We start from the raw sequence: 21765 nt of genomic DNA, 5'->3' as shown, positions 1-21765 counted from the left end.
GTACACCTTGGTATTATTTCTCACCCAGCCATCTTCAGGCCGTCGACACCACTGCGGGCAATCACCTGACGGCCCTGGTAATGCCGGAAAATCTCTCGCGGGCACTTAGTCACGCAGGCAGTTTCACATGATGGACCATATGCAATACAGGCTTTATGGTCGATCTTGGTAAGATTGTTTTCGTAAGTGACCGCACCAGCCGGGCAGGCCTTGACACACATCTTGCAGCCGATACATCCCACCTGACAAACCGCTTTAACATTTTTTCCAAGATCTTTTGTCGAACAAGGAACAAAGACCCTCGCCTTGAGGGTCTGAATTTCGATAATCGCCTTCGGACAGGTCCGCACGCAAACCCCACAGCTCACACATTTATCGGGGTTGATGATCGGGAAGTTTTCCACCATGTCGATGGCGTCAAAGGGACACGCGGCAGCACATTCACCTAAGCCGATGCACGCGTATTGGCAAGCCGATGGCCCGCCGAAGCTGAGGTTTGCAGCAGTGCAGGAAGCAAAGCCGTAATACTCATGCTTATGGCTGACCCTTCCTTCGACCCTTGAACACCGCACCACGGCAATCTGATCCTCAACCGCCGCCATCTTCTTGCCAGTGAGCTCGGCTACCCGATTGGCTACTTTCTCCTTACCAGGAAAACAAAGATTAGGTGGAACGTCAGGATCAGTGACAACAGCAATGGCATACCCTTCACATCCCGGATATCCGCACCCTCCGCATTGGGCGAGAGGCAGTGACTCGACCACATGCTCAATAAGCGGATTAACCTCCACTGCGAATTTGTGGGCGGCAATAGCCAGGCCGATTCCAAAGAATAAGCCTATGCAGCCGAGCAAAACCAAGCCCCCTAACGCCAATTTGATTAATTCCGGATCCATATTTTGTTACTCTCAAACGTAATCTGGTTAAACAAATAAAATACCAAGTTAAGGCATCGATAACCGGAGAAAAAACTCCTTCCCGCGAGGAGCAGCGAAATCAAAACAATGTGCCGAATTGTTTCGTTGTCAGCCCCTAAAAAATTTGCAATCCCGAAAACCCAAGGAAAGCCATGGCGAATTGTCCGGCAACGATAAAGGCAATGGGCAATCCCTTAAAGCTTGGTGGTATCTTTGCGAGCTGCAAGCGTTCGCTCACTGAACTCATCAAATACAGAGCTAACAAGAAACCGCCGCCAGCTCCCAACGCCAACATGAAGGTCTCAAAAATGTTGTAATTATTATTGGCGAGTATCAGAGGCACCGCAATAATGACACAGTTGGCAATGACCAGAACCAAGTACACCCCAAAGGAATTGAAGAGTACCGGATTAACCTTCCGGAGTACGGTGTCAACGGCCTGGACGGTCAGGGAAACCAGGCCGATAAATACGACAATCTGCAGGAAATTCAGGTTGAAGGGGGTCAAGATATAATTGAAGAAGAACCAGCTCATCAGGGCCGAAACAACCATAACAATGGTAAAAACGACCCCCATTCCCTTGGCGGTACTCTTCTTCTTGGAAGTGCCGAAAAACACGCAAAGACCAAGATATTTGGTAAAAACAAAGTTATTGATCAGCAGCGCTGAGATAAAAATGCCAAAAAGATACCCAAGATACGATTTGCTCACCCGGATGGTCGTCTTATCGGTTCCTGGTAAGCCTTTTACGGTTACCACATGGGTCTTCACCGAATTGAGCGGTGCCTTAAACTGCAAGGTTACGCTTTTGCCGTCTTGCCCAAGAACTGCCGATTGCAAATCTAAAAGGATGTCTGGATCAGGTTCTTCAAATATCGTGTAGTTACCAATGGTCTCAGCGATATTTTTATCGACCGTACCAGCAAAATTAACGGTAATTTGGTTTTTTGCTGAAAATGTTTGACTGACTATAAATCCCTCCGCCTGTGCCAACAGGGGAGCGAACCAGAAGATCAGCGCCGCCAGTACGAAATATTTACTCTTTGTCAGCCTCATCATTTTAACCCTTTTGAGCGTTTGTAATACACTTCTATCCAGTTGAAAAAGGCCATCATCAAACCAACCACAAAGAAACCAGCGCTTGGAAGAATAAAGAAAAGCAGGGGCTTGAAGCCAAGAACATCGATGCCCAATATTGCCCCCGAACCGAGTATCTCGCGAACAAAACCGATAACCATCATGCCGATCATAAAACCGAGCCCCATGCCCATGCCGTCCCAAAAAGAATCCTTCACCGGTTCCTTACAGGCAAACATTTCAAGACGCATGGTGATTATGGCAAAGGCCACGATAAGCTTGACGAAGATACCCATTTTCGCGTAGGCATCCGGCAGGTAGGCTGCAAGTACAAGGTCGATGACCGTGACCCAGGTAGCGATGGTCAGGGTATACGTCGGGATGCGAATCCTTGGATGGATGACGTTTTTGAAAAGGGAGATCGTCACACTTGAAAAGACCTGTACAAAGAGTACGGCTATGCCGAGCATGAACCCGTTCATGACCGTAGTGGAAATACCAACGGCCGGACACATGGAAAGTGCCAATTTAAAGATCGGGTTTTCGCTTAAGATGCCGCGCGTAATCAGCTGCATGCTTGTTTTATCATTAGCCACGTCGACTTCCTCTCACAGTAATGAGTACCTTCGTGCAATTCTTGGTTTAAAAATGCCTTTTGTGAAGATACTTCTTCCCCCTTGCGGGGTGTTAAAACGACACAGCGAGTTGCTGTTCTTTCAAAATCTTATCCAGGACATTGATACGATACGCGAACTTGGTAACAATGCCCTTCACCCCTTCAGCCACCGCCTTACTGGAAATAGTGGCTCCGGTAAGCGCATACACTGCCTTATCCTTATACTGTTCGCGAAATTTCGCGATGTCCTCTTCACCGACCTTGCCGTTCAAGGCCTGAAGATAATCAGGAGGAATCGGCGCTTTAACAACCTCAATCGCTTTCAATGCCTCAAAGGGTTTGCCTTTAAACTGATTCTTGAAGTAGTCTTGGTCGATCTCCGCACCAAGCCCCGGATCTTCTTCATGCTCAAGAACCTCCAAGCCAAGGAGGGCAAACTTTGGATCGACTGCCAGCATGACGTTGACAAAGGTTTTAAAGCCTTGGAATTTTCCGCCTAGAAGGTAGGCAACGCGGGCGCCATTATTGGTGACGACGATGGTCTGATCGGCAAATTTCACCGCATAGCCTGGGCCAGCCGCCTGTGCAACAGCCTTGTCGCGCGTCTTCGACTCTAGGGCCTCAGTCTCACTGAGAACAACCGCCTTGTTTGCCAGAAGCTTGCCGTTCAGGTCGATGTTAACGAACAGGAAACCCTTCTCCTTGCCATGCCCTTGTGGAACAAGATAGCCGATAGATTGTTTATCGGCGCCGGTGATAACATACCGGTACACCTCGTGCAGAGCCATGGTTGAGGGAATCTTTGCCCCGCCCTTATACCCCAGCAGCTCATACATTACCCGCTGCTCTTGTACATGCTCATTATGCTTTTTGGCGTTGCTGGTGAGGACAAAGCACAAGCCCATTACGCTTGCCGCCAACAGACAAGACACGGTAAGACGAAAGACTATGGTGATGATATTTTTCATTTTGCACCTCCAACCGGCGGTGCAAAACGCACGGGCTTGAACCACCCATCAAGAACGGTACTGAGAGGATTCATCAGCAGGATGGCGTAACAGATACCCTCTGGATATCCCCCCTTCATCCTAATAAGTACAGTCAGTGCTCCGACACCGATTCCAAAAAATATCTTTGCCGTCTTATTGCTCGGGCTGGTCACATAATCCGTGGCCATGTAGAAAGCGCCAAGGATGGCACCACCGGACAACACGGCAAGCAATGGATCCCCGGTCAGATACCCTTCGCCGCCGAATATCCAGGTCAGGACGGCGATGGTGCCTAAAAGGGAAACTGGGATATGCCAGGAAATGTAGCCACGGTAGAGGAGATAGAGTCCGCCGAGGACCAGCAGAAAACCGGAGGTTTCTCCTATACAACCCGGGCGCCAGCCAAAAAAGAAACTGCCGTACAGATCGCTGCCGCTGCCGAAGGCCTCGGTAAAGGCAACCATTCCCTTTTCTTTCATTACCGCCAAGGGCGTTGCCGTTGAGACTGCATCAACCGCACCGCCAAGGTATGAGAAAATTGCCAGATTTTTCACCGGCGGCAACCAGGCGGACGTCATGGCAACCGGAAATGATGCCAAGAGAAATGCCCTGCCGAGCAAAGCCGGATTAAAGAAATTGTAGCCAATGCCGCCGAGAAGGTGTTTGCCAATGTATATTGCGAAGATAGCCGCCAAAATCGGCAGAAGAGGCGACACCCCGGGTGGAATGACAAAGGCCATAAGCATTCCAGTCAACACCGCGCTGCCGTCCTTGATGGTCACCGGCCGACCGAGCAATTTTTGGCTCGCCCACTCGACAACCACGCAACTGACAACTGAAACTGCTGTGATCAGGAGGGTTTGTATGCCGAAGACGAATACCGACAGAATCAGTGGTGGCACCAGACAGGCCACAACAGTCCACATGATTTTTTCGACCGATTCATTGCTTTTCAGATGCGGCGAAGTGGAAACCTTCCACAAACTCGCAGGTGCAGCCGATTGGTCGTCCAACGTTTGCTGTTTGCTCACGACTCTCCCCAAAGCCTCCTCTTTATCGTCCAAACCCCGTTTATCGGGATTAATCATTTTAGGTAAAATCTTGCCGACTCTTCTTCGACCCTGTTATGGTCGCTTCGCCTTCATCTTTGCCAAGCGCACAAATTGCACGAGAGGACGCTTCGCCGGGCAAACATAGGCACAGGAACCGCACTCAAAACAGTCAAAAACCCCAAATGGTTCGGTGGCCTCTGCTTTGTTTGCCTCAACATGAAGAGCTATTTCTTTTGGCTCCAAGCCCATCGGACAGGCCTCAAGACACCAACCACACCTGATACACTGGGAATGGGGTTTGGTATCAACTTCATCTTCAGTTAGAAACAGCACCGCTGAGGTGGTCTTGGTAACCGGCACATCAAGGTTTGAGACAGCAAATCCCATCATCGGCCCACCAAGTATGATTTTCGTCAGACCGGGCTGCGTTCCCCCGAGATACTCGACTATATCACTCACCTTTGTGCCGATCTTCACCAGCAAATTGGCCGGTCTGCCAATGCCTTTGCCGGCCACGGTAATGACCTTCTCGTACAAGGGTTTACGATACACAACCGCATCATAGATGGCCTTGGCCGTTGAGACATTCTGTACAACGACACCGACCGCCGAGGGCAGGGCCATTGCCGGAACCTTTCTGCCGGTGACGGCGTGAATGAGCTGTTTCTCCGAGCCTTGCGGATATTTCACTTGGAGGGTGCGAACCTTGACGGAGGCATCCGGGCTGGAGGCCTTTTCAGCTGCCTGGGTCATTGCCTGGATCGCATCAGGTTTGTTGTTTTCAATACCAATGTGGCATTCCTTTATTCCGAGAATTTTCAGGATGATCTTCGATCCCTCGACAATCTCCTCAGAATATTCGAGCATCGCCCGATGATCGGCGGTGATGTACGGCTCACATTCGGCACCATTGAGAATCAGGGTATCGACCGGCGAATTGGCCGGTGGCTTCAGTTTCACATGGGTCGGAAATCCAGCGCCGCCGATGCCGATAATTCCTCCGTTATGAACCCTGGCCAGCAACTCTGCACTATCAAGGCCTTGCCAAGCTTCCTTCTCATAGTGTGTCGCCTCTGCCTCACGGTTGACCGTCAGGGTGATGGACGGCACACTTACCCGCACCGGATGTACCGAGCTGCCGATATCCTTGACCTTTCCCGCAACCGGTGCATGAAGGGGCACCCCTAATCCCTTAAGCACCTCGCCAATCAAGCCGCCCTCTACGATCTCCTCGCGCTTGGCGACCGTTGGTTGGCACGGAGCACCGATATGTTGTCCGAGGATCAACTCCAGTTCATCGGGCACAGGCATAATTTCTATACCCAAGCTTTGGGTCTGGGCCTTGCATTCGGGTGGATGGATCCCGCCTTTGGGAAATGTCAGCAACGATTTCATAAATATCCGATGGTAGCAATGATGAGGAAGAGTAGATATTTCCTTGTGTTGCCTATGTGGGAAAACCCCTTCAGAGTAATTTGATCAGGATATCCCGCCATAGTATTTCATAAACTGAGTGCGCTCAAAGACTGCAGGATCTGCCGCCTTTTCGTAACTGAGTTTGCCGCGGAATTCAGTAAGGTTGGTATATGATTTCCGGGTCATCCACTCGTCAAGACCCGCTAGCATAGCCGGGATCTGGCCAACGCCATTTTTATAGATGGTTGATACGACCTGAACGGCAGTTGCCCCGGCAAGTAGCTGCTTGACCAGGCCTTCACTGTCATGAACTCCGGTGGATGCCACCAGGTCTTTGTCAATGTGACCGTACATCAGGGCAATCCAGCGCAGAGAATTGCAGCCCTCACTGGGATTACTGAACATTTCTGCCGACTTGACGACCATTTTCTCGATATCAATATCCGGCGTGTAGTAGCGGTTGAAAAGGACAAATCCGCCGACCTTCTTGATCCAGCTCAGTTTTTGGATGAGGTTAGCAAGCGATGCCGAATAATGACTCATCTTTAAAGCAAGAGGGATCGAAACTAATTCGCCTATGCAGTTAATGATTTCTGCGTATTTTTTTTCGTTGTCGGCACTGGTAATTTTAGGATTCGAAGGAAGCAGGGAGACATTGAGTTCGATGGCATCGGCACCCTCTTGCTCGACCGCTTTGGCGAAAGACACCCATTCGTTGGCCGATACACAGTTAATGCTGGCAATGATGGGAATCTGAACAGCCTTCTTGGCCTCGGCAATGAGCTTGAGATAGGCTTCAACTTCATTGCCCCGGGTGTACTCCCGGATATAATCGGAAGCCCCTGGGTAATCAGCAGTGTAACTTTTCAAATTTGCAGAATATTCTGCCTGAATCTGTTCTTCAAAAAGAGATTTCAGGACGATCGCTCCTGCCTGGTTATCCGCAAGCTCCTTAATCTTGGTAAGACTATTGGTAAATCCGCAACTGCCGACAATAATCGGGTTTTTCAAATCCAGCCCAAGGTATTTCGTCGAGAGATCATTCATATCGTTCGGCTAATTCTCCATGTAAATAATCTGCCAGGCCCTCAACACTCAGAATGTGCAGCGTGGGCGTACGTGTTGCAAAACCGGACCAACCTTTCTAGCAAGTGATTCAAGAGCCAAAGAAATACACAACTCTCCCAGAAAATCAACAAGAAATTCCCCGTAAACCTCAAGAAAAATTCGACCAACAAACGATAAAAAAACAAGAATTTATGGAATACTTTTTAAAATTCAAAAAGTTACCGGAATCTCTGCACAAAACGCACAACGACACTTTTTGATTCACCAACCAGCTTGCCTCCCTGATCCTCTCACTGGTCGACTCGAAATAGAACCTAGCGGCTGGCAGATATTCCTTGAAATAGAGTGTTTGCGAAAATTTCCTGCTATTAGCCACTTGTACAATGCGCTTGGGGCGTACTTATGTCTCATTACCACCTTCTCGTTGCATTCAGACTTTTTTGGTCTATTATGTAATTGAGGTTGATCAAGATGCAGGAACAGATAAATAATCACCCGATAACTAACCATGAAAATCGCCAATTACCAAGATTGTCCCGCTCAACGATTTGATACCGAAACAGTGAAAGGAGTTACCGGCCGAGTCGTTATCGGCAAAGCCGACAGCGCCGAAAATTTCTGTATGCGCGTCTTTACCGTTGCACCCGGTGGTTTTACCCCAAGACATAAGCACGCATGGGAACACGAGATCTTCATCCACTCTGGCAAGGGGAAGGCTTATCAGAACGGTGAATGGCGGGAGGTCAGCAGCGGAACAGTGCTTTTCATTCCCGGCAACGAGGAACATCAATTCATGAACGCCGGTGGCGAGGACTTTGTTTTTATCTGCCTCATTCCTTCCGGGGTATCCGAACTCTAAGGTCGGACGGGCGTCCAGACTCTCGTCGGCGGTGGCTCGCCAGGGAACACCTGCCTGAAACGGCAGGCTGAATCACCGTGCTATGGGCAGCCGAAGCAATTGGTTCCTAGGTTGAGATAAACCGCCCGGATCAATCTAACAGCCACCAGAAAAGACCGACGCCGGAGAGTGCAAAGCAGGCACAGGGTGCCACCAGCCTCTTCCAAGTACGCACAAGTTCCGTTTCAAAATAGCTGCAGGTCAGGACAAAACAGATATGGAGGGGAGAAATCATTACCCCGGTAAATCCGGAAAATAGACCGAGGACGAGAAAGGGAATGATGTTCTGCTCCATGCCCAGCGACTGCAGCAACCCGATCAACAGAGGAAATGTGGCACCGACATAGGCAACGGTAACACCGGACACGGCACCCACTAGAAAAGGCAGAAAAACCGCTGCAGCAAAGAGCGCCACCCCGCCACCGGCCCCAGCGGCCATTTCGGTCACAATCCCGGCGGCCCCCATCACATCTTTGAAAATGAAGATGGCGGCGATCACCATCAACATTGACCATAGGCTCTTCTTCCGCAGCACCTCGTACAGGAACCGCATTCCCAGCCGGTTTCGCACCATATTGCTGGCGATGGCAAGCAGCAGGGCGCCAATGACCCCCCATTCAAAGGGAATTGTCGGAGCCAGCCCAGGGAGAAGGCTCTCCATGCCGACCGCACCAACAATGGCAATGATGAGTGGCAGTCCTTCCTTGATGGCCGTTCGGCCACTTCTGCCCGAGGATTGGGTCGTACCCTCGAGGCTCGATGGCTTCAACACCTCCGCCCTGAGAAAAAAATACCAACCGATCGCAAACATGGCGACCACCCCGGGCCACGATCTGACAATCAGATCGCCGATTGGGATATCAGCAAGGGCCACAGTCAAGATTATTCCAGGATACAGCGGCCAGGCCATCTCCCAAACATGCCTGAACCAGTGGTTAATGATGGCCTGTTCAACGCCGGTGAGCTGCATCCCAGTACTAACGGCCTTAACCATCGGGGCGGAAAACACCGCGCCGCCGGGCATCGGCAAAAGACCGATCAGAGCCGGAAAAAAAATCAGCCGCAGGCGCGGCCTGACAAGATATCCCGATAATGCGGTCATGAGCCGTGTCGACTGGCCAGACTTCTCCAGCCCATCGGACAGGACAAGTATAGCGCCGACAATGGCAATCAGGAGGAGAAACTTCTCCTGCACCAAAGCGGTCGCACTTACCCTAAACCAATCGCCAATCGACAGGCCGAAGACCAGCCCCAGAAATGCCCCGCCGAGCAGGATGGATAGGGAGAGGCCAAGCTTATTCCTGATCCCGATCAACATCAGGACAAAGGCTCCGACGACCTTCCCAAAAGGCAATGCTGCGGCCAATACTTCCATCAGCTACCAATAGTCCATTCAAGGAGTGAAAAACTCGGCATTTTGCGGTTTAAGCGTTAAATTCCCGAGATGAAAGACCTGGTAGTGAAGGTATAATCTGCCGATCCTCCAGGTTAAAACCTGCCTGTTTATTTCTTGTAGCTGAGAAGACTGTCCTTCAAGCCGCTGTTAACCGGTTTCTCTCCCAGCCAAATTTTCAGAAGGGCATCATTGAAATCGTTGCCTTGAATAGTCCCTTTTTTCTGTCCATTGAGTGCTACAACCGTACCGGTCGCCTGAGCGTAATCGAGGGTGATGATATCGCCTTTTTTCACATCGACAAAAAGGGCGTTGAACTGGTTGATTCTTTCCTGCAAGGTAGCAAGCTCCTCTGCGCTGCTATTATCCTTAAATCCATCATTCCAAGCGCTCACCAACTTATCTTTACTTACTTCACTATGCAGGAAATGCATAACGATTCTCTTTTTTGCCTTGGCTGCAATCACCTCAGCCGCTATCGCCGATGGTTTTTCCAGATACAGCTCAGCAATATACACATCGACGAAAAATTTTGATCTGATTCCGGCACCATTCAACAGCAAGGTCGTGCCGTCTTCAGTCTGCACAGTGTCGTTGACCATCACCCCGGCGATTTCCTTGGCGTATGCCGGCATACTCATCAATAACAATGTAAAGAGAACAAATATTCGCATAGTTTTACTCCTGATCATGAGGTTATTGGAGGGATACTGGTTGGCGGGGTATTCTACTCTTTTCTGACTGGCACGTAAACGTGAACTTTTTGACTGCTGCTCGAAGGCAATACCCTCCGGCCCTCTGGCCGGTTAAAGCGGTACAATACGGCAGGTTCGCCGGATTTGTCTGCGCGCATGTTTCCCTGCGGCGCCTTCCGTGCTATAGTGACAGCACATTTCTTTATCGCTGCCCCAGACAACCAAAGGGGATTCTTCAAATTATCAGCATCTTCTCTATCGCCATGGCCGACCTTATCGAACGAGTTATCTCCGAAGCGGGCAATTTCTTTGGTGTTGCCTGTACAACCACCACACTCGTGGCCGAGGCCTGTAAAAGGCACGACGTCGGACCACTCGCCGCCACCGCACTCGGTCGGGCCCTGACCGGGGCCGCCTTGCTCGCGGCGCTCCTGAAGGATGACCAAAGCGTCCTGCTCAAATTCGAAGGAAACGGCCCGCTTCGAAAAATCATCACCGAAGCGGGGTCGGCGGGTTGGGTGCGTGGTTACGTCGCCAATCCGCATGGCGAGACTCCACTGGCCAATGGCCGTATTGACGTCGCCTCGGGCCTTGGCCGAGCGGGTTTTCTTACTGTAGTCAAAGACATCGGCTGCAACACCAAATATCCCGGGACCATCCAGCTCTACACCAGCGAAATCGGTGAGGACCTTGCCTATTACCTGACCCAATCGGAACAAACCCCATCGGCGATTGGCCTTGCCACACGCCTCAATAGAGATGGGACAATTGCGGCTGCCGGAGGTTTTCTTATCCAATCGCTGCCTCCGGCCGATGAACCGCTGCTGGCGCGGATCGAAAACCAAATCGCAACCATGCCTCCCCTCTCTACTCTTCTGTGCGAGGGAAAAAGCCCGAGCGATATCCTCTCGGTGCTCTTCCAGGACATACCACACCGAAAAACCGGCAGCAGCGACCTGTACTACCAGTGCAGCTGCACCCGCGCCAAGATGCAAAGTGCTCTCTTTTCCCTTGGCCGGGAAGAGATCAGCGATCTTCTGGAAAAAGAAGGCGGCGCTGAGGTATGCTGTGAATTCTGCCGACAATCCTATCTGTTTGATAAAAAAGAGCTGGAAGCCCTCCTGACGATTCCCGCCAAAGAACTGCATTAAACAGTAGTCTCCCTCTTTTTTTCATTATTACAAAAAATAAAGAGGGGGGCTCGCTCTGTGATACCCCTTCCCAGTTATACTCCCCATAAACCCGATAAACGGGATACGTCACTTATCAAAGATAATATACGCAAAAACGTGCATGTATTTCTTGTGAATGACCACGACACTATAAGGGAGGAGTCTCATGAAAGAGAATTCGGGAAGCATCAATCAGGTTCTGTTCAGTCAGTTCTTCAGTTCGGTCTTAGACGACGGCTACGAAAGCCACCTGCGGCGGATGCGAAGGAGAATCCACTCCTGGATTAAGGAAACTATCCCAAGTGCTATCGCGACCTGCGTAATGGGAGTGGTGTTTTTTGTCTGCATCACCCTCTTTCTCTATCAACTGGCGGAGTTCGGCTGGTAGCCGACTGCTGCCTATCGCCGGAAAGACCCTGCTTACCTGCCGCCGGTGACCACTTTCAGGGCATTCGGGAAACATGCACCGAGAACATTATGCAGCCACACCAGAGAGGCAATGACCGCAAGAGGGACGAGCAGGTATATCAGGAGCATGGTGTAGGGTAGTTGTACGGGAGAATACTGGAAGGCGATTGTACGGATGATGCCAAGGAGAGGCTCATGGGCCGCGTAAACGAAAAAACTCGACCCGCTGAGCCATAGCAGGCTGTCTGTCAATCGTTTATGGGCGAGGATCCGTTTGGTGATAAAGAGCGTTGCAACCAGACCGACGACGATGCCGCAGCGGTGCAGACAAAGGTTGAAAGGGGCTGTATACCAGATCACATCGACAGCCAGGATGATGATATAGGCGGCCACAAACCACGCGCCATATCTATCCAGGATAAAAAGGCTTTTCCTTTTCATACCCATATATCCGCCAAAGGAAAAAAACAGCACCCCCACCACATCGGGGGTGTAAATCGACCAGTTGGCGGTAATCCACAGCCAAAAGATCGCGATGAAAAACGGCCAGGCGGCATATCGCAGCACCACCACAATCAATGGACTCAGAACCATCAAGTAGATAAGATCACGTATAAACCAGAAATGGTAAGCCTCGGGCACCCAGGTCAAGCCAAACATGCTGTTGAGCAGGACATAGACGGAGAAATTGTCCAGCAACTGCTTGAATTCAGGAAAATATGCTGCGACAGCCGGGCTGGAGTGACCGAGAAAGCTGACGGCAAAGATGAGACTTGTCCAAAATAGGTAGGGTGCCAGCAGGGTCTTTATCCTGACAGTCAGTTTTTGCACATAGCCCTGCCAGGACCAGGTGAAACCGAGGAAGAAGAAATACCCGGACATCAGAAAGAACAGCGGTACCGCAATCCGGGCAAGCCCTTGAGAAATAAACAATCGTACGAACTCGGTAAGATAGTTAACATGCTCGACACCAAGCCTTTCCCCCGCGTAGTCAATGGAGATGGAAAAAGCGTGGATATAGACCACCCCAATGATCAGGGGGAAGTTGAGAATTCTAAGACGGACGGACTCCTCGGTTGACAATGCTGGCATGACTTTTGGAAAATGTGGATTGACGGCGGATGACCTGGCCTCTGCAGCCTCCTGGCAGAGGAGCAGCTGAAAGAACCGGAGTGAACAAAGGCCCCGAATATACCTCATTTTGCCCAGCAGTTCGACAGAAATGACCAGTCTTCCGGGCGATTCAGCGTGATTCGAGGAGGATTTCCAGCATCTTGCCGTGAATCAGTGGGGCAGCGGCCAATACCGAATAGGGCGGTGTCATGCATTCGTTACTGCCGTTGATGGCCGTAACTGTCGCCCCTGCCTCTTCAGCGATTAAGGCCCCTGCCGCCAAATCCCAGGGTTTCAGGGAGAGCTCCCAATAACCTTCAAAACGCCCGGCGGCCACATAGCAGAGGTCGAGGGCCGCAGACCCTAAACGGCGCACCCCTTGTGAGATCCTCGAAAATCTGCTGAAATGATCGAGGTTGTTCTGCTCTGTTGTCCGAATATCGTAGGGGAAACCGGTGACGAGTAAGGAGCGGGCAAGCTCGGTTTCCGACCTGACGGCGAGAGGTCGGCCATTGAGCCAGGCACCTTTGCCGCGCTCGGCACTGAACAGCTCACCACGCATCGGATCAAAAACCGCCGCAAGCGTCAACGAACCGGCCACCGCGTAGGCAATCGATACACAGAAAAACGGCACGCCATGCGCGTAGTTCACCGTCCCGTCAAGGGGATCGATATACCATTGATGTCCACCGCCATCCTTGCCGCCACCTTCTTCGGCGAGCACCTGATGGCCTGGAAACTTCTTTCGCAACTCACCCACCAGAAATTCTTCGGAGCGGTGGTCGATCTCAGTCACCAGGTCAATCTCACCCTTAAAGGCAAGCTGGTGTTCTTGTTCGTACCCGGAGGCAAGGATTTCTCCGGCTTGCCGGACCAATTGCTGCACATCAGCTAGTACGGGTTGTGATTCCATATCTTTTTGCTTTTTATTCTACTTTTAATCTCAAACCTATGACCACAACCGCAAGCTCTCCATCCTGCTATTGTTGCCTGGCGTTATATACTAAGCGACCGCTGGCGCTAAACCAGCGAAAAAGATCGAAGGCCTCCTCGCGTAGGACACCTTCTTGAAATGCTATACCCCGCTTAGCCAATTGGTCCAGCCACTGGGGATGGATCGGTCCCTCATCAAAGCCGGTAAGCGTCTCAAGTTCCGGGCCGCTGCCGGCTATCGTCAGCTTTCTGATACCCGACCAAAGCACTGCCCCGAAACACATGGCGCAGGGTCGCCAGTTGACCACCAATTCATGTGCCGGTTGTCGATTCGAATACTCTGGCGGCAAAGGGGCCACCGGTGTCTTCTTCGACATTTAGCCTGACAAACTGGAAGATGAGATCCATACGTTTTTCGACGGTATAAAAAAACTCTGGTAAGGCGGCAAGTCTGTCCTTGGTCCAATGCGGTAAAGAAACAGTAAAACCTAGTGAAATATCATTTATCATACGGGCCACTGGCAATCGAAAGATTCATTCCATAACAATGAACCACCACACACAATGTACTGAACCCATTGCCCAAGAAGAATTGACCGTTGTGAAAAAGGATGCGCAACAGAGGTGAGGATGGTCTGCCCATCCTCACCTCTAGCCGTCATCTATTTGATGTCCGGAACTGGGAAAATGTACCCGCCAAAGAGTATGTATGCAAGTAGCAGGGTCCAGAAAACATTAAATATTTGGGCGAGGATAAAGGCAAAGGCTGGGCGGCCGTTTTCCATACCGACCAATTCACTGAACCGTGTTTCAAGACCGATCGAGGTAAAGGCAAGGGCAAACCAGACAGTCCGCATGCCGGTTAAAAGTCCTTTGGTATCGGTTACAAGTTTGTCATCAAGGAGGAAAGAAAAGACAAACGAACAGATTATAAAACCGAGGACAAATTTTGGGAAACGCTCCCAAATGACCATTGCACTGACCTTCTGACCGGTTTCCGCCCCAGACTTGATGGTCCACCAAACTGACAGGGCAAATGCGGCGACACCCAACAAGACGTTTTGGGAGAACTTGACGATAACACCGGCCTTCATTGCCGGTTCGCTAATCAGGGCACCGGCTGCCACGACCGAGCCGCTGGTATCAAGAGTGCCGCCCAGCCAGGCCCCTCCGACAAGATCCGGAATGCCAAAGAATTTGACAATCCAGGGCATGGCAATCATCATCGGCACTGCAACAATAAGCACCAGAGAGGTTACATAGGACAGTTTTTTCTTATCACCTTCAATGGCACCGCAGGTTGCTATTGCCGCCGATACACCGCAAATGGACACGGCGGAGGACAGTATCACTGCGAACTCTTCATCAACCCGAAGCTTTTTGGCTATCCAGAAACAGGCATACCAAACCACCGTTACTACGCAGAGCGCTTGCACGATGCCAAGTGCACCACCCTGGAGAATTTCTTTAAAAAGGATGCCTGCACCGAGGATGACCAGGCCGGTTTTGATATAATATTCGGTGCGGACCGCCTCCATCAGCCAGGCGGGTACCCCCACCGTGTTGCTGATCAATAGGCCGATGATTAGGGCGAATATAACATATTCTATCCCGTAGTAATTGACTGTGGCATTTCCGGAGATAAACTGGGCAAGGCAAGAAAGCAAAAAGACGAAAGGAAATCCAATCGCATATTTCCCAATGTTACCTCCCATACAAAGGATACCAACCGAGGAAACCACCAGCAAGGCTATGCCGATTATGGCAATATTTTTTAGATTTTCTGCTGAAAACACCTTACTTGATAAGGCCCCAGCCGAAGCACTGAGCTTTTTGCCAAGATCACCGCCCTTTTTCTTCAGCCCGGCATCTTTAGCATCTTTACTGGCATCACTCAGTTTTTTCGCAGCACTGCCGATGGCAGCCCGCTCACCGGAAGCCATTGCCGCCTGTAATGCAGTTGCTGACTGCACCAACGCGGTTTCGCCCTTGGCTTCGGCATCTTTACCGAGCTTTGTAGCTTTCGCTTTGGCGGTTTCAACGGTTGCCGCAAACTCACCGGCCGTTTCCCATTTAAAGGTCGGTAAGGTTGGCCTTAATCCGGCAATAACGCAGATAATAATAAAGAATCCCAGCCAGACTGCCAGCCAATCTTCATTTCTGATTAAGTTTGACCAGCCTTGTTTTTTCGGAATCGCACATTTTTCTTCCATACTTGCACCTCCCCATGTCGAGATATGAAATTGATAATGAACCTTACCGAATAGCCGACGAGCTCGTTCCTACTACCTGGATAGCCGCGTGTGTCACCTCCTTTGTGCAACAAACCTTATTAGAACAATATTTTCAGTATGTTGGAAAAACCCTATAAAGTTCACAACCCTTTTTTGTATACTATCTTATATCCTCCTCCATCGCAATTTGTTTCACGATATCGCACTATAAATACGGCACAATCAAACAAGCGTGCTGTCAGGAACCTCAACTGCTATACCCCCTTTTCAACAGGTTCCCGTCAACTGGATAAAGGCAAATTCTGTACAACCTCGCCCAACAGGAGATCCACTTGCAAAAGTGGAGAATTGGGTCCTTGATAGCCAGTCAGCCGAAGCCCCGCTCCAGCCTCCAACGCACCAAGAACCGTATTTGCCCTTGGGCCTGGATAACTTTTATGGTATGGCTGAGATCTGGCAACGAGGCAATGACACCCCGATTCCCGGCATCGAGCCGGTAATCGGTTTTTATCAACTTCATTCATCAAAACAAATTGTTATGCTGCTAACAAAACTGTGCTATCTGCTCATTGGACTGCTCCTTCTCCCCACTTTCGTCAGTGCCGCCCCCACACCCCAAGCACCACAGCAAGATACCGGGATATCCACACAGACACCGCCCCCGCCGCGGTTTATCGCCAAAGGAGCGAAGATCTTCGACCTCAAGCGTTCCGCTCCGGTCTTTTTTCGGGGAATCGGCTACTCGCCCTATCTGCCTAAAGAGACGCCCCTGCGCGGCGATCCCCCCGGCAACGACGACCGCTACCGGGAACATCTCGACCTCATGAAGGCCATGGGCGTTGATTATCTCCATGTCTTTCCCATGAAAATGCCGCCGAAATTCTTTGCAGCTCTCGACAATACCGAGATGGTTTATGGCCAGGATATTTGGATTTGGGCCTATGAAGAGGATTTCCTCGCCGAGCCGTTTCTTGCCAAGACCATGGAGGACATTAAGGCAGCCATTGACCATGTCTATAAGGTCGGCCGGCCCGACCGGTTGGTGCTGTTTAGCGTTGGTGACGAATTGCAGGCCGATTCGGTGGTACGTACCGACACCCGCCATCCCGAGGTGCGCAACTTCAAGGGAAAACACCTGGAGGTAAGCAACCGGACACCGACTGAGATCGCCCTGGCCCGCCTGATCGACGGTGCCATGGATTACGAGTTGAGCAAATACGGCCAACGCCATCTCTACTGCCACACCAGCTGGACCCATATCGGCCCGATCACTGACCGGCCGGACATTGAAGTGCCGAAAGAAAACGCCATCAACCCAAACCTCGGTGACCTGGTCTGCCTCAACGTCTACACCTATGCCAAAGGCGTGCGCACCTCACAGCCCGGATCGGTGACCGGTACTAGCTACCAGGGCTACCTGGAGGATCTGGCGGCCCAGTCGAACAAGCCGATCTTTATCACCCAGGTTGGACTATCTACCTCGCCCTTTGAACCGAAGTCCTGGGTTCCCGGTTTCGGTGGCCACAAGGTAGAAGACGTACCCCGGGACTTTACCGCCATCTGGCAGGATCTCCGTACGGCCAAGGGAAAGGAAAAATTCTGCGGGGTGTCTTTTTTTGAACTGCAGGATGAATGGTGGAAAAGCGGCGAGGACCCAACCGACTCCACCCGGCATGAGCTACAAGATCCGGAGGAGTGGTTCGGACTGTATGCGGTCGGTAGCGATAATCGCTTAATACCAAAAGGAAAGATCCCAGAAACCCTCGGCAAATTGTACAAGATGCCGTAAAGGCACTGAAGAGCCTTCCAGCTATGAACCCATCTTCCCGGCAGCCAATCGACAACAGGCCATGACTGCCGGGCGTATCTTCGTTACAAGGCTACTGCCGGTTATTCGGTTTCCAAGGCCCTGATCCTATCCTCAAGAGGCGGGTGGCTCCGAAAGAGCATGGCCAAACCGCCCGCCTTTGGCCTGATACCAAAGGCTGCCACCTGCTCGGGCAGATGCGAAGGCTCATGATGGGCCTGCAATCGCCGCAGGGCACTGACCATCTTGCCCTTGCTGGTCAGATACGCCGCACCCCGGTCGGCGGTATATTCCCTTCTCCGCGAAAACCACATGACGATCATCGAGGCAAAAAGACCAAGGACCAGTTCGAGAACGATGGTCACCGCCATATAGCCAAAGAAACCGAGCCCCTCGCCATCTTCGTCACTACTCAGGAAATTGTTGATGACATTGGCCGCAAGCCGCGACAGCAGGATGACGAAGGTGTTCAGAACTCCCTGGATAAGGGCCAGAGTTACCATATCGCCGCCGGCGACATGGCTGATTTCATGGGCAAGTACAGCCTCCACCTCGTCTTTCGACATATTCTGCAAAAGGCCGGTAGATACCGCCACCAGGGCGTCATGCTTCTTCATTCCGGTGGCAAAGGCGTTCATGTCGGGAGAATCGTAGATCGCCACCTCCGGCATGCCGATCTCCGCCTGTTCAGCCATCCGCCTCACGGTAGTGTACAGCCACTGCTCGGTCGGATTACTGGGATTGACGATGACCTGGGCACCGGTTGATTTTTTGGCGATCCATTTCGACATGGCCAAGGAAATAAATGATCCGCCCATGCCGAAAATTGCCGCCATTACTAGCAGCCCCGAGGTCGTCCGCGGATTTACCCCGAGAACACTCATTACCACGCCGAGCAAGACGAGGATGGCCAAGTTGGTTGCCAAAAACAGCACAATTCTAAACACGCTAACCCTCCATTATTAAAGATTTTTCACTATTGTTACTGCGCCAGAAAACGCACACAACCAACTACAACTGTGACTGACAAGGCCTTGTTATACTGTACGCGTACTCTTCATTCTCTCTTTATGCCTCTATCTTTTTTTTGAGTTTGAGCGACTCGCCGGTCCTGTGACGGTGTACTCGTATGTTAAGCATTTCAACCACCACAGAAAAGAGCATCGCAAAGTAAATATATCCTTTTGGTACATGAATATCGAAACCTTCCGCAACGAGGGTAAAACCTATCAAGATAAGAAAAGACAGGGCAAGTATCTTAATGGTCGGATGGTTGTCCACAAAGGTTCCGATAGGTTTAGCGGCAAACAGCATAACCACCACCGCCCCAATTATGGCAATAACCATCACCGAGATATGCTCCACCAGACCGACCGCCGTGATCACCGAATCAAGCGAAAAAACGATATCGATAATGGCGATCTGCACGATGGTAGCATAAAAACTGCTGGAAACGCTTGCTGTCTTGGTGCCTGCCGGAACCACGGCGGCCTCCAGGCTGCCATGGATTTCATGGGTTGCCTTGGCAAGAAGAAACAAACCGCCGCAAATGAGCACCAGGTCCCTCCCCGATATCTGCTGGCCCAGTACCGTGAACAAAGGTTCCACCATACCAATAATCCACGCCAGACTAAACAGTAGAGCAAGCCGGGAAACCATTGCCAAACTGATCCCCAAGGTTCTTGCCAGATCCCTCTTCGCTTCCGGCAACTTACCCACCAGGATGGTTATGAAAATTATATTGTCTATACCGAGCACAATTTCCAGGGAGAGAAGAGTTGCCAACGCCACCCAGGCCTCGGTCATATAGATCCATTCAAACATGTCCGTTATTCCTTGCCTGTATCCTGCAAACAGGCGATCTTCAGACTGTCAATATTTTCAGCCACCGGCCTATCAAGCCATACCTCAACATTCAAGAGGTTTTGTGCTACATCCAGGCAACCGAGCCGGGGAAGGTTACCAGTTTTTTCAATGCCCTGTTGCACCTGTGCCACCTTCTCCGGCAGCCTGGCATCTGCTGCAAAATCAGCCACACCTTTGAAAGCAGCAAACCCCACCCAGAAGACAAGACCGCCGAGGAGGAGGAATCCTCCCAGGGCTATGCCGAGAATAATTTTTAACCTTCGTTTCAATAAATGATTGGTTGGTACATTGTGGTGAGATGACGGTGACATGGTTTGTTTCATTTGGCCTCTCTTATATCGCTTGAACATTATTGCATTACAGGTTTTCCTGTGCAAAAACTCAAACTTCTCGTACTCTGCAGAAGAAGAATTTTTGTAGATTGTGTCTTGCTGGACACGATAGCAATCAACATCAGTTTGAACAAATAGATAATAACAGCTCGCTTATTCGATATAATCGAAAATTAAAATGGAATGGCTTAACTACCACCACCTCCAATACTTCTGGATTGTTGCAAAAGAAGAGAGCATCACCAGGGCCAGTGAACAGCTCCGGCTCGCACCCTCGACGGTCAGTATGCAAATAAGCAGGCTTGAAGAGTCGCTAGGCGGCAAACTCTTCCGGCGGGTGGGACGCAATCTGGAGCTTACTGAATTCGGACATGTGGTTTTTCGCTACGCCGACGAAATCTTTAACCTCGGCCTGGAATTGCTCGATACAGTGAAGGGAAGGGCGGTTGCCGGGCCGCTCCGCTTTGAGGTAGGTATTGTCGACATGCTCCCCAAATTGATGGCGAGAAGAATATTGGAGCCAGCCCTGATGCTTCCCGCAGGCTTGCGTCTTGTCTGCCATGAAGGAAAAGAAAAACAACTCTTGGCGGAACTGGCCATTCACAGCCTGGATATTGTTCTCACCGACACACCGATAAAACCCGGCATGAGCGTCAAGGCATACAGCCATCTTCTCGGTGAATGCGGTGTAACCTTTTGCGCAGTGGAGTCGATCGCCGCCCCGCTGCGCCAAGGCTTCCCGCAATCATTGGACAATGTACGGATGCTCCTGCCAACACCGATGTCGGCATTGCGCGGCAGCCTCGATCAATGGTTTTCCTCGCTTGACATCCGGCCGGAGATTGCCGGTGAATTTGATGACCATGCCCTTCTCAAGGCGTTCGGCCAAGCAGGTGACGGAGTCTTTGCCGTACCAACGGTCATTGAGCAGGAGGTGTGCCGCCAACATAATGTTGCCATAATCGGCAGATCAGATATCGTCAAGGAACGCATTTATGCGATTTCCGTTGAACGGATAATAAAACACCCAGCCGTCGTCGCCATTCGCAACGCGGCCCGCGGTTTCGGTGAACAATGGAACAATGACCGCCCATAAACCACGCCGGCTGCCACACAAAGGATTTGAAGAACACTGTAAGCGCTGCACGCTCAATGCCGACTTTTCGGCCTCTCACGCTAAGGAATGGAAGAAGATGGAAATCGTACCTTTTTCGTTTGTCAGGTTATTGTTCTTTGTCATTGTCACCCTCGTCTTCCTCAGTCTCTCCTGGAAAGCCCTGCAGAATCCGCGATGCCATGGCTTCTATCGATTCTTTGCCTTTGAGGGGATCCTTTTCCTGGTGCTCTACAACCACCCTTTTTGGTTTACTGATGTGTTTGCCCCACAGCAAATTGTCTCCTGGCTGCTGCTGACTGCCTCCATCCTCTTCGTCATCCAAGGACAGCACCTGTTACGAAAGATTGGCGGCGAAAGGCCCAGGGCCGACTCGCCGGAAAACCTCGCCTTCGAGAACACCACCGCCCTGGTCACCGAAGGCATCTACCGCTACATCCGCCACCCCATGTACAGTTCACTGCTCTTACTGACCTGGGGTGCCTTCCTCAAACACTTTAGCCTTCCGGGACTTGCGGTTGCCCTTGCAACAACTGTGCTATTGTTTATTGTCGGCCGCATCGAAGAACAGGAAAACCTGGCATTCTTCGGCCCGGTCTACCAGGAGTACCGCAAATCTACCAAAATGTTCCTGCCGTTTGCCCTGTAGTATCCAGCACCACGC

The 21765-nt window shown here is 51.0% G+C and carries 22 protein-coding genes; 6 read left to right on the top strand and 16 right to left on the bottom strand.

Translation table 11 applies throughout. The features are described from left to right. Positions 1-20: 20 nt before the first annotated feature. The 7 genes from OEL83_01575 to OEL83_01545 all read right to left on the bottom strand — a co-directional run bounded on the left by OEL83_01575 (position 21) and on the right by OEL83_01545 (position 7115). Complete coding sequence (locus tag OEL83_01575) at positions 21-896, bottom strand: Fe-S cluster domain-containing protein (protein ID MDK9705713.1); 876 nt, start codon at positions 894-896, stop codon at positions 21-23. Between the two features lie 136 nt (positions 897-1032). Further along, on the bottom strand, positions 1033-1977 hold the full coding sequence (locus OEL83_01570; protein ID MDK9705712.1) for an NADH-quinone reductase: 945 nt from the start codon (positions 1975-1977) through the stop codon (positions 1033-1035). Continuing rightward, positions 1974-2591, bottom strand: coding sequence for an electron transport complex subunit E (locus OEL83_01565; GenBank protein MDK9705711.1), 618 nt, complete (start codon positions 2589-2591; stop codon positions 1974-1976). Before OEL83_01565 ends, OEL83_01570 begins: the two co-directional genes overlap by 4 nt. A 91-nt stretch (positions 2592-2682) precedes the next feature. Next, the gene (locus OEL83_01560; protein MDK9705710.1) at positions 2683-3579 is read right to left on the bottom strand and encodes an FMN-binding protein; all 897 of its coding nucleotides are present in this window, start codon (positions 3577-3579) and stop codon (positions 2683-2685) included. Next, on the bottom strand, positions 3576-4631 hold the full coding sequence (locus tag OEL83_01555) for an RnfABCDGE type electron transport complex subunit D (protein ID MDK9705709.1): 1056 nt from the start codon (positions 4629-4631) through the stop codon (positions 3576-3578). The genes OEL83_01560 and OEL83_01555 overlap by 4 nt, the downstream gene beginning before the upstream one ends. 93 nt (positions 4632-4724) lie before the next feature. Continuing rightward, a complete protein-coding gene (rsxC, locus tag OEL83_01550; protein ID MDK9705708.1) occupies positions 4725-6047 on the bottom strand; it encodes an electron transport complex subunit RsxC in 1323 nt (440 codons plus the stop codon). Between the two features lie 84 nt (positions 6048-6131). After that, the gene (locus OEL83_01545) at positions 6132-7115 is read right to left on the bottom strand and encodes a dihydroorotate dehydrogenase-like protein (GenBank protein ID MDK9705707.1); all 984 of its coding nucleotides are present in this window, start codon (positions 7113-7115) and stop codon (positions 6132-6134) included. 529 nt (positions 7116-7644) lie between these two features. On the opposite strand from OEL83_01545, the gene OEL83_01540 reads away from it, so the two are divergent. Further along, positions 7645-7995 carry a cupin domain-containing protein gene (locus OEL83_01540; GenBank protein ID MDK9705706.1) on the top strand — a complete coding sequence of 117 codons (351 nt, stop codon included), beginning with the start codon at positions 7645-7647 and terminating at the stop codon, positions 7993-7995. 130 nt (positions 7996-8125) lie between these two features. Here OEL83_01540 and OEL83_01535 read toward each other — a convergent pair whose 3' ends face one another. Both OEL83_01535 and OEL83_01530 read right to left on the bottom strand, forming a co-directional pair. Continuing rightward, positions 8126-9409, bottom strand: a complete 1284-nt coding sequence (locus OEL83_01535) for a DUF401 family protein (GenBank protein ID MDK9705705.1) — start codon at positions 9407-9409, stop codon at positions 8126-8128. Between the two features lie 128 nt (positions 9410-9537). Continuing rightward, the gene (locus tag OEL83_01530; GenBank protein ID MDK9705704.1) at positions 9538-10101 is read right to left on the bottom strand and encodes a chalcone isomerase family protein; all 564 of its coding nucleotides are present in this window, start codon (positions 10099-10101) and stop codon (positions 9538-9540) included. 89 nt (positions 10102-10190) lie between these two features. Here OEL83_01530 and hslO point away from each other — a divergent pair, with 89 nt between their 5' ends. Together hslO and OEL83_01520 are read left to right on the top strand one after the other, a co-directional pair. After that, positions 10191-11273, top strand: coding sequence for an Hsp33 family molecular chaperone HslO (gene hslO / locus OEL83_01525; GenBank protein MDK9705703.1), 1083 nt, complete (start codon positions 10191-10193; stop codon positions 11271-11273). Positions 11274-11460: 187 nt separating this feature from the next. Then, positions 11461-11682, top strand: coding sequence for a hypothetical protein (locus tag OEL83_01520; protein ID MDK9705702.1), 222 nt, complete (start codon positions 11461-11463; stop codon positions 11680-11682). Positions 11683-11714: 32 nt separating this feature from the next. Here the strand turns inward: OEL83_01520 and OEL83_01515 are convergent, their stop codons facing one another. The 4 genes from OEL83_01515 to OEL83_01500 form a co-directional block, all read right to left on the bottom strand. After that, positions 11715-12794 (bottom strand): acyltransferase, encoded by a 1080-nt coding sequence (locus OEL83_01515; GenBank protein MDK9705701.1) that lies wholly within the window; start codon positions 12792-12794, stop codon positions 11715-11717. Positions 12795-12945: 151 nt separating this feature from the next. Next, positions 12946-13728 (bottom strand): inositol monophosphatase, encoded by a 783-nt coding sequence (locus OEL83_01510; GenBank protein ID MDK9705700.1) that lies wholly within the window; start codon positions 13726-13728, stop codon positions 12946-12948. Positions 13729-13795: 67 nt separating this feature from the next. Further along, the gene (locus OEL83_01505; protein ID MDK9705699.1) at positions 13796-14125 is read right to left on the bottom strand and encodes a hypothetical protein; all 330 of its coding nucleotides are present in this window, start codon (positions 14123-14125) and stop codon (positions 13796-13798) included. Between the two features lie 285 nt (positions 14126-14410). Next, complete coding sequence (locus tag OEL83_01500; protein ID MDK9705698.1) at positions 14411-15961, bottom strand: YeiH family protein; 1551 nt, start codon at positions 15959-15961, stop codon at positions 14411-14413. Positions 15962-16424: 463 nt separating this feature from the next. Here OEL83_01500 and OEL83_01495 point away from each other — a divergent pair, with 463 nt between their 5' ends. Next, positions 16425-17771, top strand: coding sequence for a hypothetical protein (locus OEL83_01495; protein ID MDK9705697.1), 1347 nt, complete (start codon positions 16425-16427; stop codon positions 17769-17771). 101 nt (positions 17772-17872) lie between these two features. Here the strand turns inward: OEL83_01495 and htpX are convergent, their stop codons facing one another. The 3 genes from htpX to OEL83_01480 form a co-directional block, all read right to left on the bottom strand. Then, entirely contained in the window at positions 17873-18736 is an 864-nt protein-coding gene (gene htpX / locus OEL83_01490; GenBank protein MDK9705696.1) for a protease HtpX, read from the bottom strand. Positions 18737-18857: 121 nt separating this feature from the next. Continuing rightward, positions 18858-19613 (bottom strand): TerC family protein, encoded by a 756-nt coding sequence (locus OEL83_01485; GenBank protein ID MDK9705695.1) that lies wholly within the window; start codon positions 19611-19613, stop codon positions 18858-18860. Between the two features lie 5 nt (positions 19614-19618). Further along, the gene (locus OEL83_01480; protein ID MDK9705694.1) at positions 19619-19978 is read right to left on the bottom strand and encodes a hypothetical protein; all 360 of its coding nucleotides are present in this window, start codon (positions 19976-19978) and stop codon (positions 19619-19621) included. A 187-nt stretch (positions 19979-20165) separates the two neighbouring features. On the opposite strand from OEL83_01480, the gene nhaR reads away from it, so the two are divergent. Together nhaR and OEL83_01470 are read left to right on the top strand one after the other, a co-directional pair. After that, on the top strand, positions 20166-21083 hold the full coding sequence (gene nhaR / locus OEL83_01475) for a transcriptional activator NhaR (protein ID MDK9705693.1): 918 nt from the start codon (positions 20166-20168) through the stop codon (positions 21081-21083). Then, positions 21070-21750 (top strand): isoprenylcysteine carboxylmethyltransferase family protein, encoded by a 681-nt coding sequence (locus OEL83_01470; protein MDK9705692.1) that lies wholly within the window; start codon positions 21070-21072, stop codon positions 21748-21750. Before nhaR ends, OEL83_01470 begins: the two co-directional genes overlap by 14 nt. Positions 21751-21765: the final 15 nt, after the last annotated feature.

The organism is Desulforhopalus sp. (genome assembly GCA_030247675.1).
Taxonomy (GTDB): Bacteria; Desulfobacterota; Desulfobulbia; order Desulfobulbales; family Desulfocapsaceae; genus Desulforhopalus_A.
The sequence above is the reverse complement of the archived record's forward strand: the minus strand, read 5'-3'. Positions and strand labels throughout refer to the sequence as shown.

Coding starts and splice junctions, on each gene's coding strand:
- OEL83_01530 (MDK9705704.1), bottom strand. CDS start 10,101: ATGCGAATATTTGTTCTCTTTACATTGTTATTGATGAGTATGCCGGCA.
- OEL83_01485 (MDK9705695.1), bottom strand. CDS start 19,613: ATGTTTGAATGGATCTATATGACCGAGGCCTGGGTGGCGTTGGCAACT.
- rsxC (MDK9705708.1), bottom strand. CDS start 6,047: ATGAAATCGTTGCTGACATTTCCCAAAGGCGGGATCCATCCACCCGAA.
- OEL83_01540 (MDK9705706.1), top strand. CDS start 7,645: ATGAAAATCGCCAATTACCAAGATTGTCCCGCTCAACGATTTGATACC.
- OEL83_01500 (MDK9705698.1), bottom strand. CDS start 15,961: ATGGAAGAAAAATGTGCGATTCCGAAAAAACAAGGCTGGTCAAACTTA.
- nhaR (MDK9705693.1), top strand. CDS start 20,166: ATGGAATGGCTTAACTACCACCACCTCCAATACTTCTGGATTGTTGCA.
- OEL83_01470 (MDK9705692.1), top strand. CDS start 21,070: ATGACCGCCCATAAACCACGCCGGCTGCCACACAAAGGATTTGAAGAA.
- OEL83_01480 (MDK9705694.1), bottom strand. CDS start 19,978: ATGAAACAAACCATGTCACCGTCATCTCACCACAATGTACCAACCAAT.
- OEL83_01570 (MDK9705712.1), bottom strand. CDS start 1,977: ATGATGAGGCTGACAAAGAGTAAATATTTCGTACTGGCGGCGCTGATC.
- OEL83_01495 (MDK9705697.1), top strand. CDS start 16,425: ATGGCTGAGATCTGGCAACGAGGCAATGACACCCCGATTCCCGGCATC.
- OEL83_01535 (MDK9705705.1), bottom strand. CDS start 9,409: ATGGAAGTATTGGCCGCAGCATTGCCTTTTGGGAAGGTCGTCGGAGCC.
- OEL83_01510 (MDK9705700.1), bottom strand. CDS start 13,728: ATGGAATCACAACCCGTACTAGCTGATGTGCAGCAATTGGTCCGGCAA.
- OEL83_01545 (MDK9705707.1), bottom strand. CDS start 7,115: ATGAATGATCTCTCGACGAAATACCTTGGGCTGGATTTGAAAAACCCG.
- OEL83_01575 (MDK9705713.1), bottom strand. CDS start 896: ATGGATCCGGAATTAATCAAATTGGCGTTAGGGGGCTTGGTTTTGCTC.
- OEL83_01520 (MDK9705702.1), top strand. CDS start 11,461: ATGAAAGAGAATTCGGGAAGCATCAATCAGGTTCTGTTCAGTCAGTTC.
- OEL83_01505 (MDK9705699.1), bottom strand. CDS start 14,125: ATGTCGAAGAAGACACCGGTGGCCCCTTTGCCGCCAGAGTATTCGAAT.
- OEL83_01560 (MDK9705710.1), bottom strand. CDS start 3,579: ATGAAAAATATCATCACCATAGTCTTTCGTCTTACCGTGTCTTGTCTG.
- OEL83_01515 (MDK9705701.1), bottom strand. CDS start 12,794: ATGCCAGCATTGTCAACCGAGGAGTCCGTCCGTCTTAGAATTCTCAAC.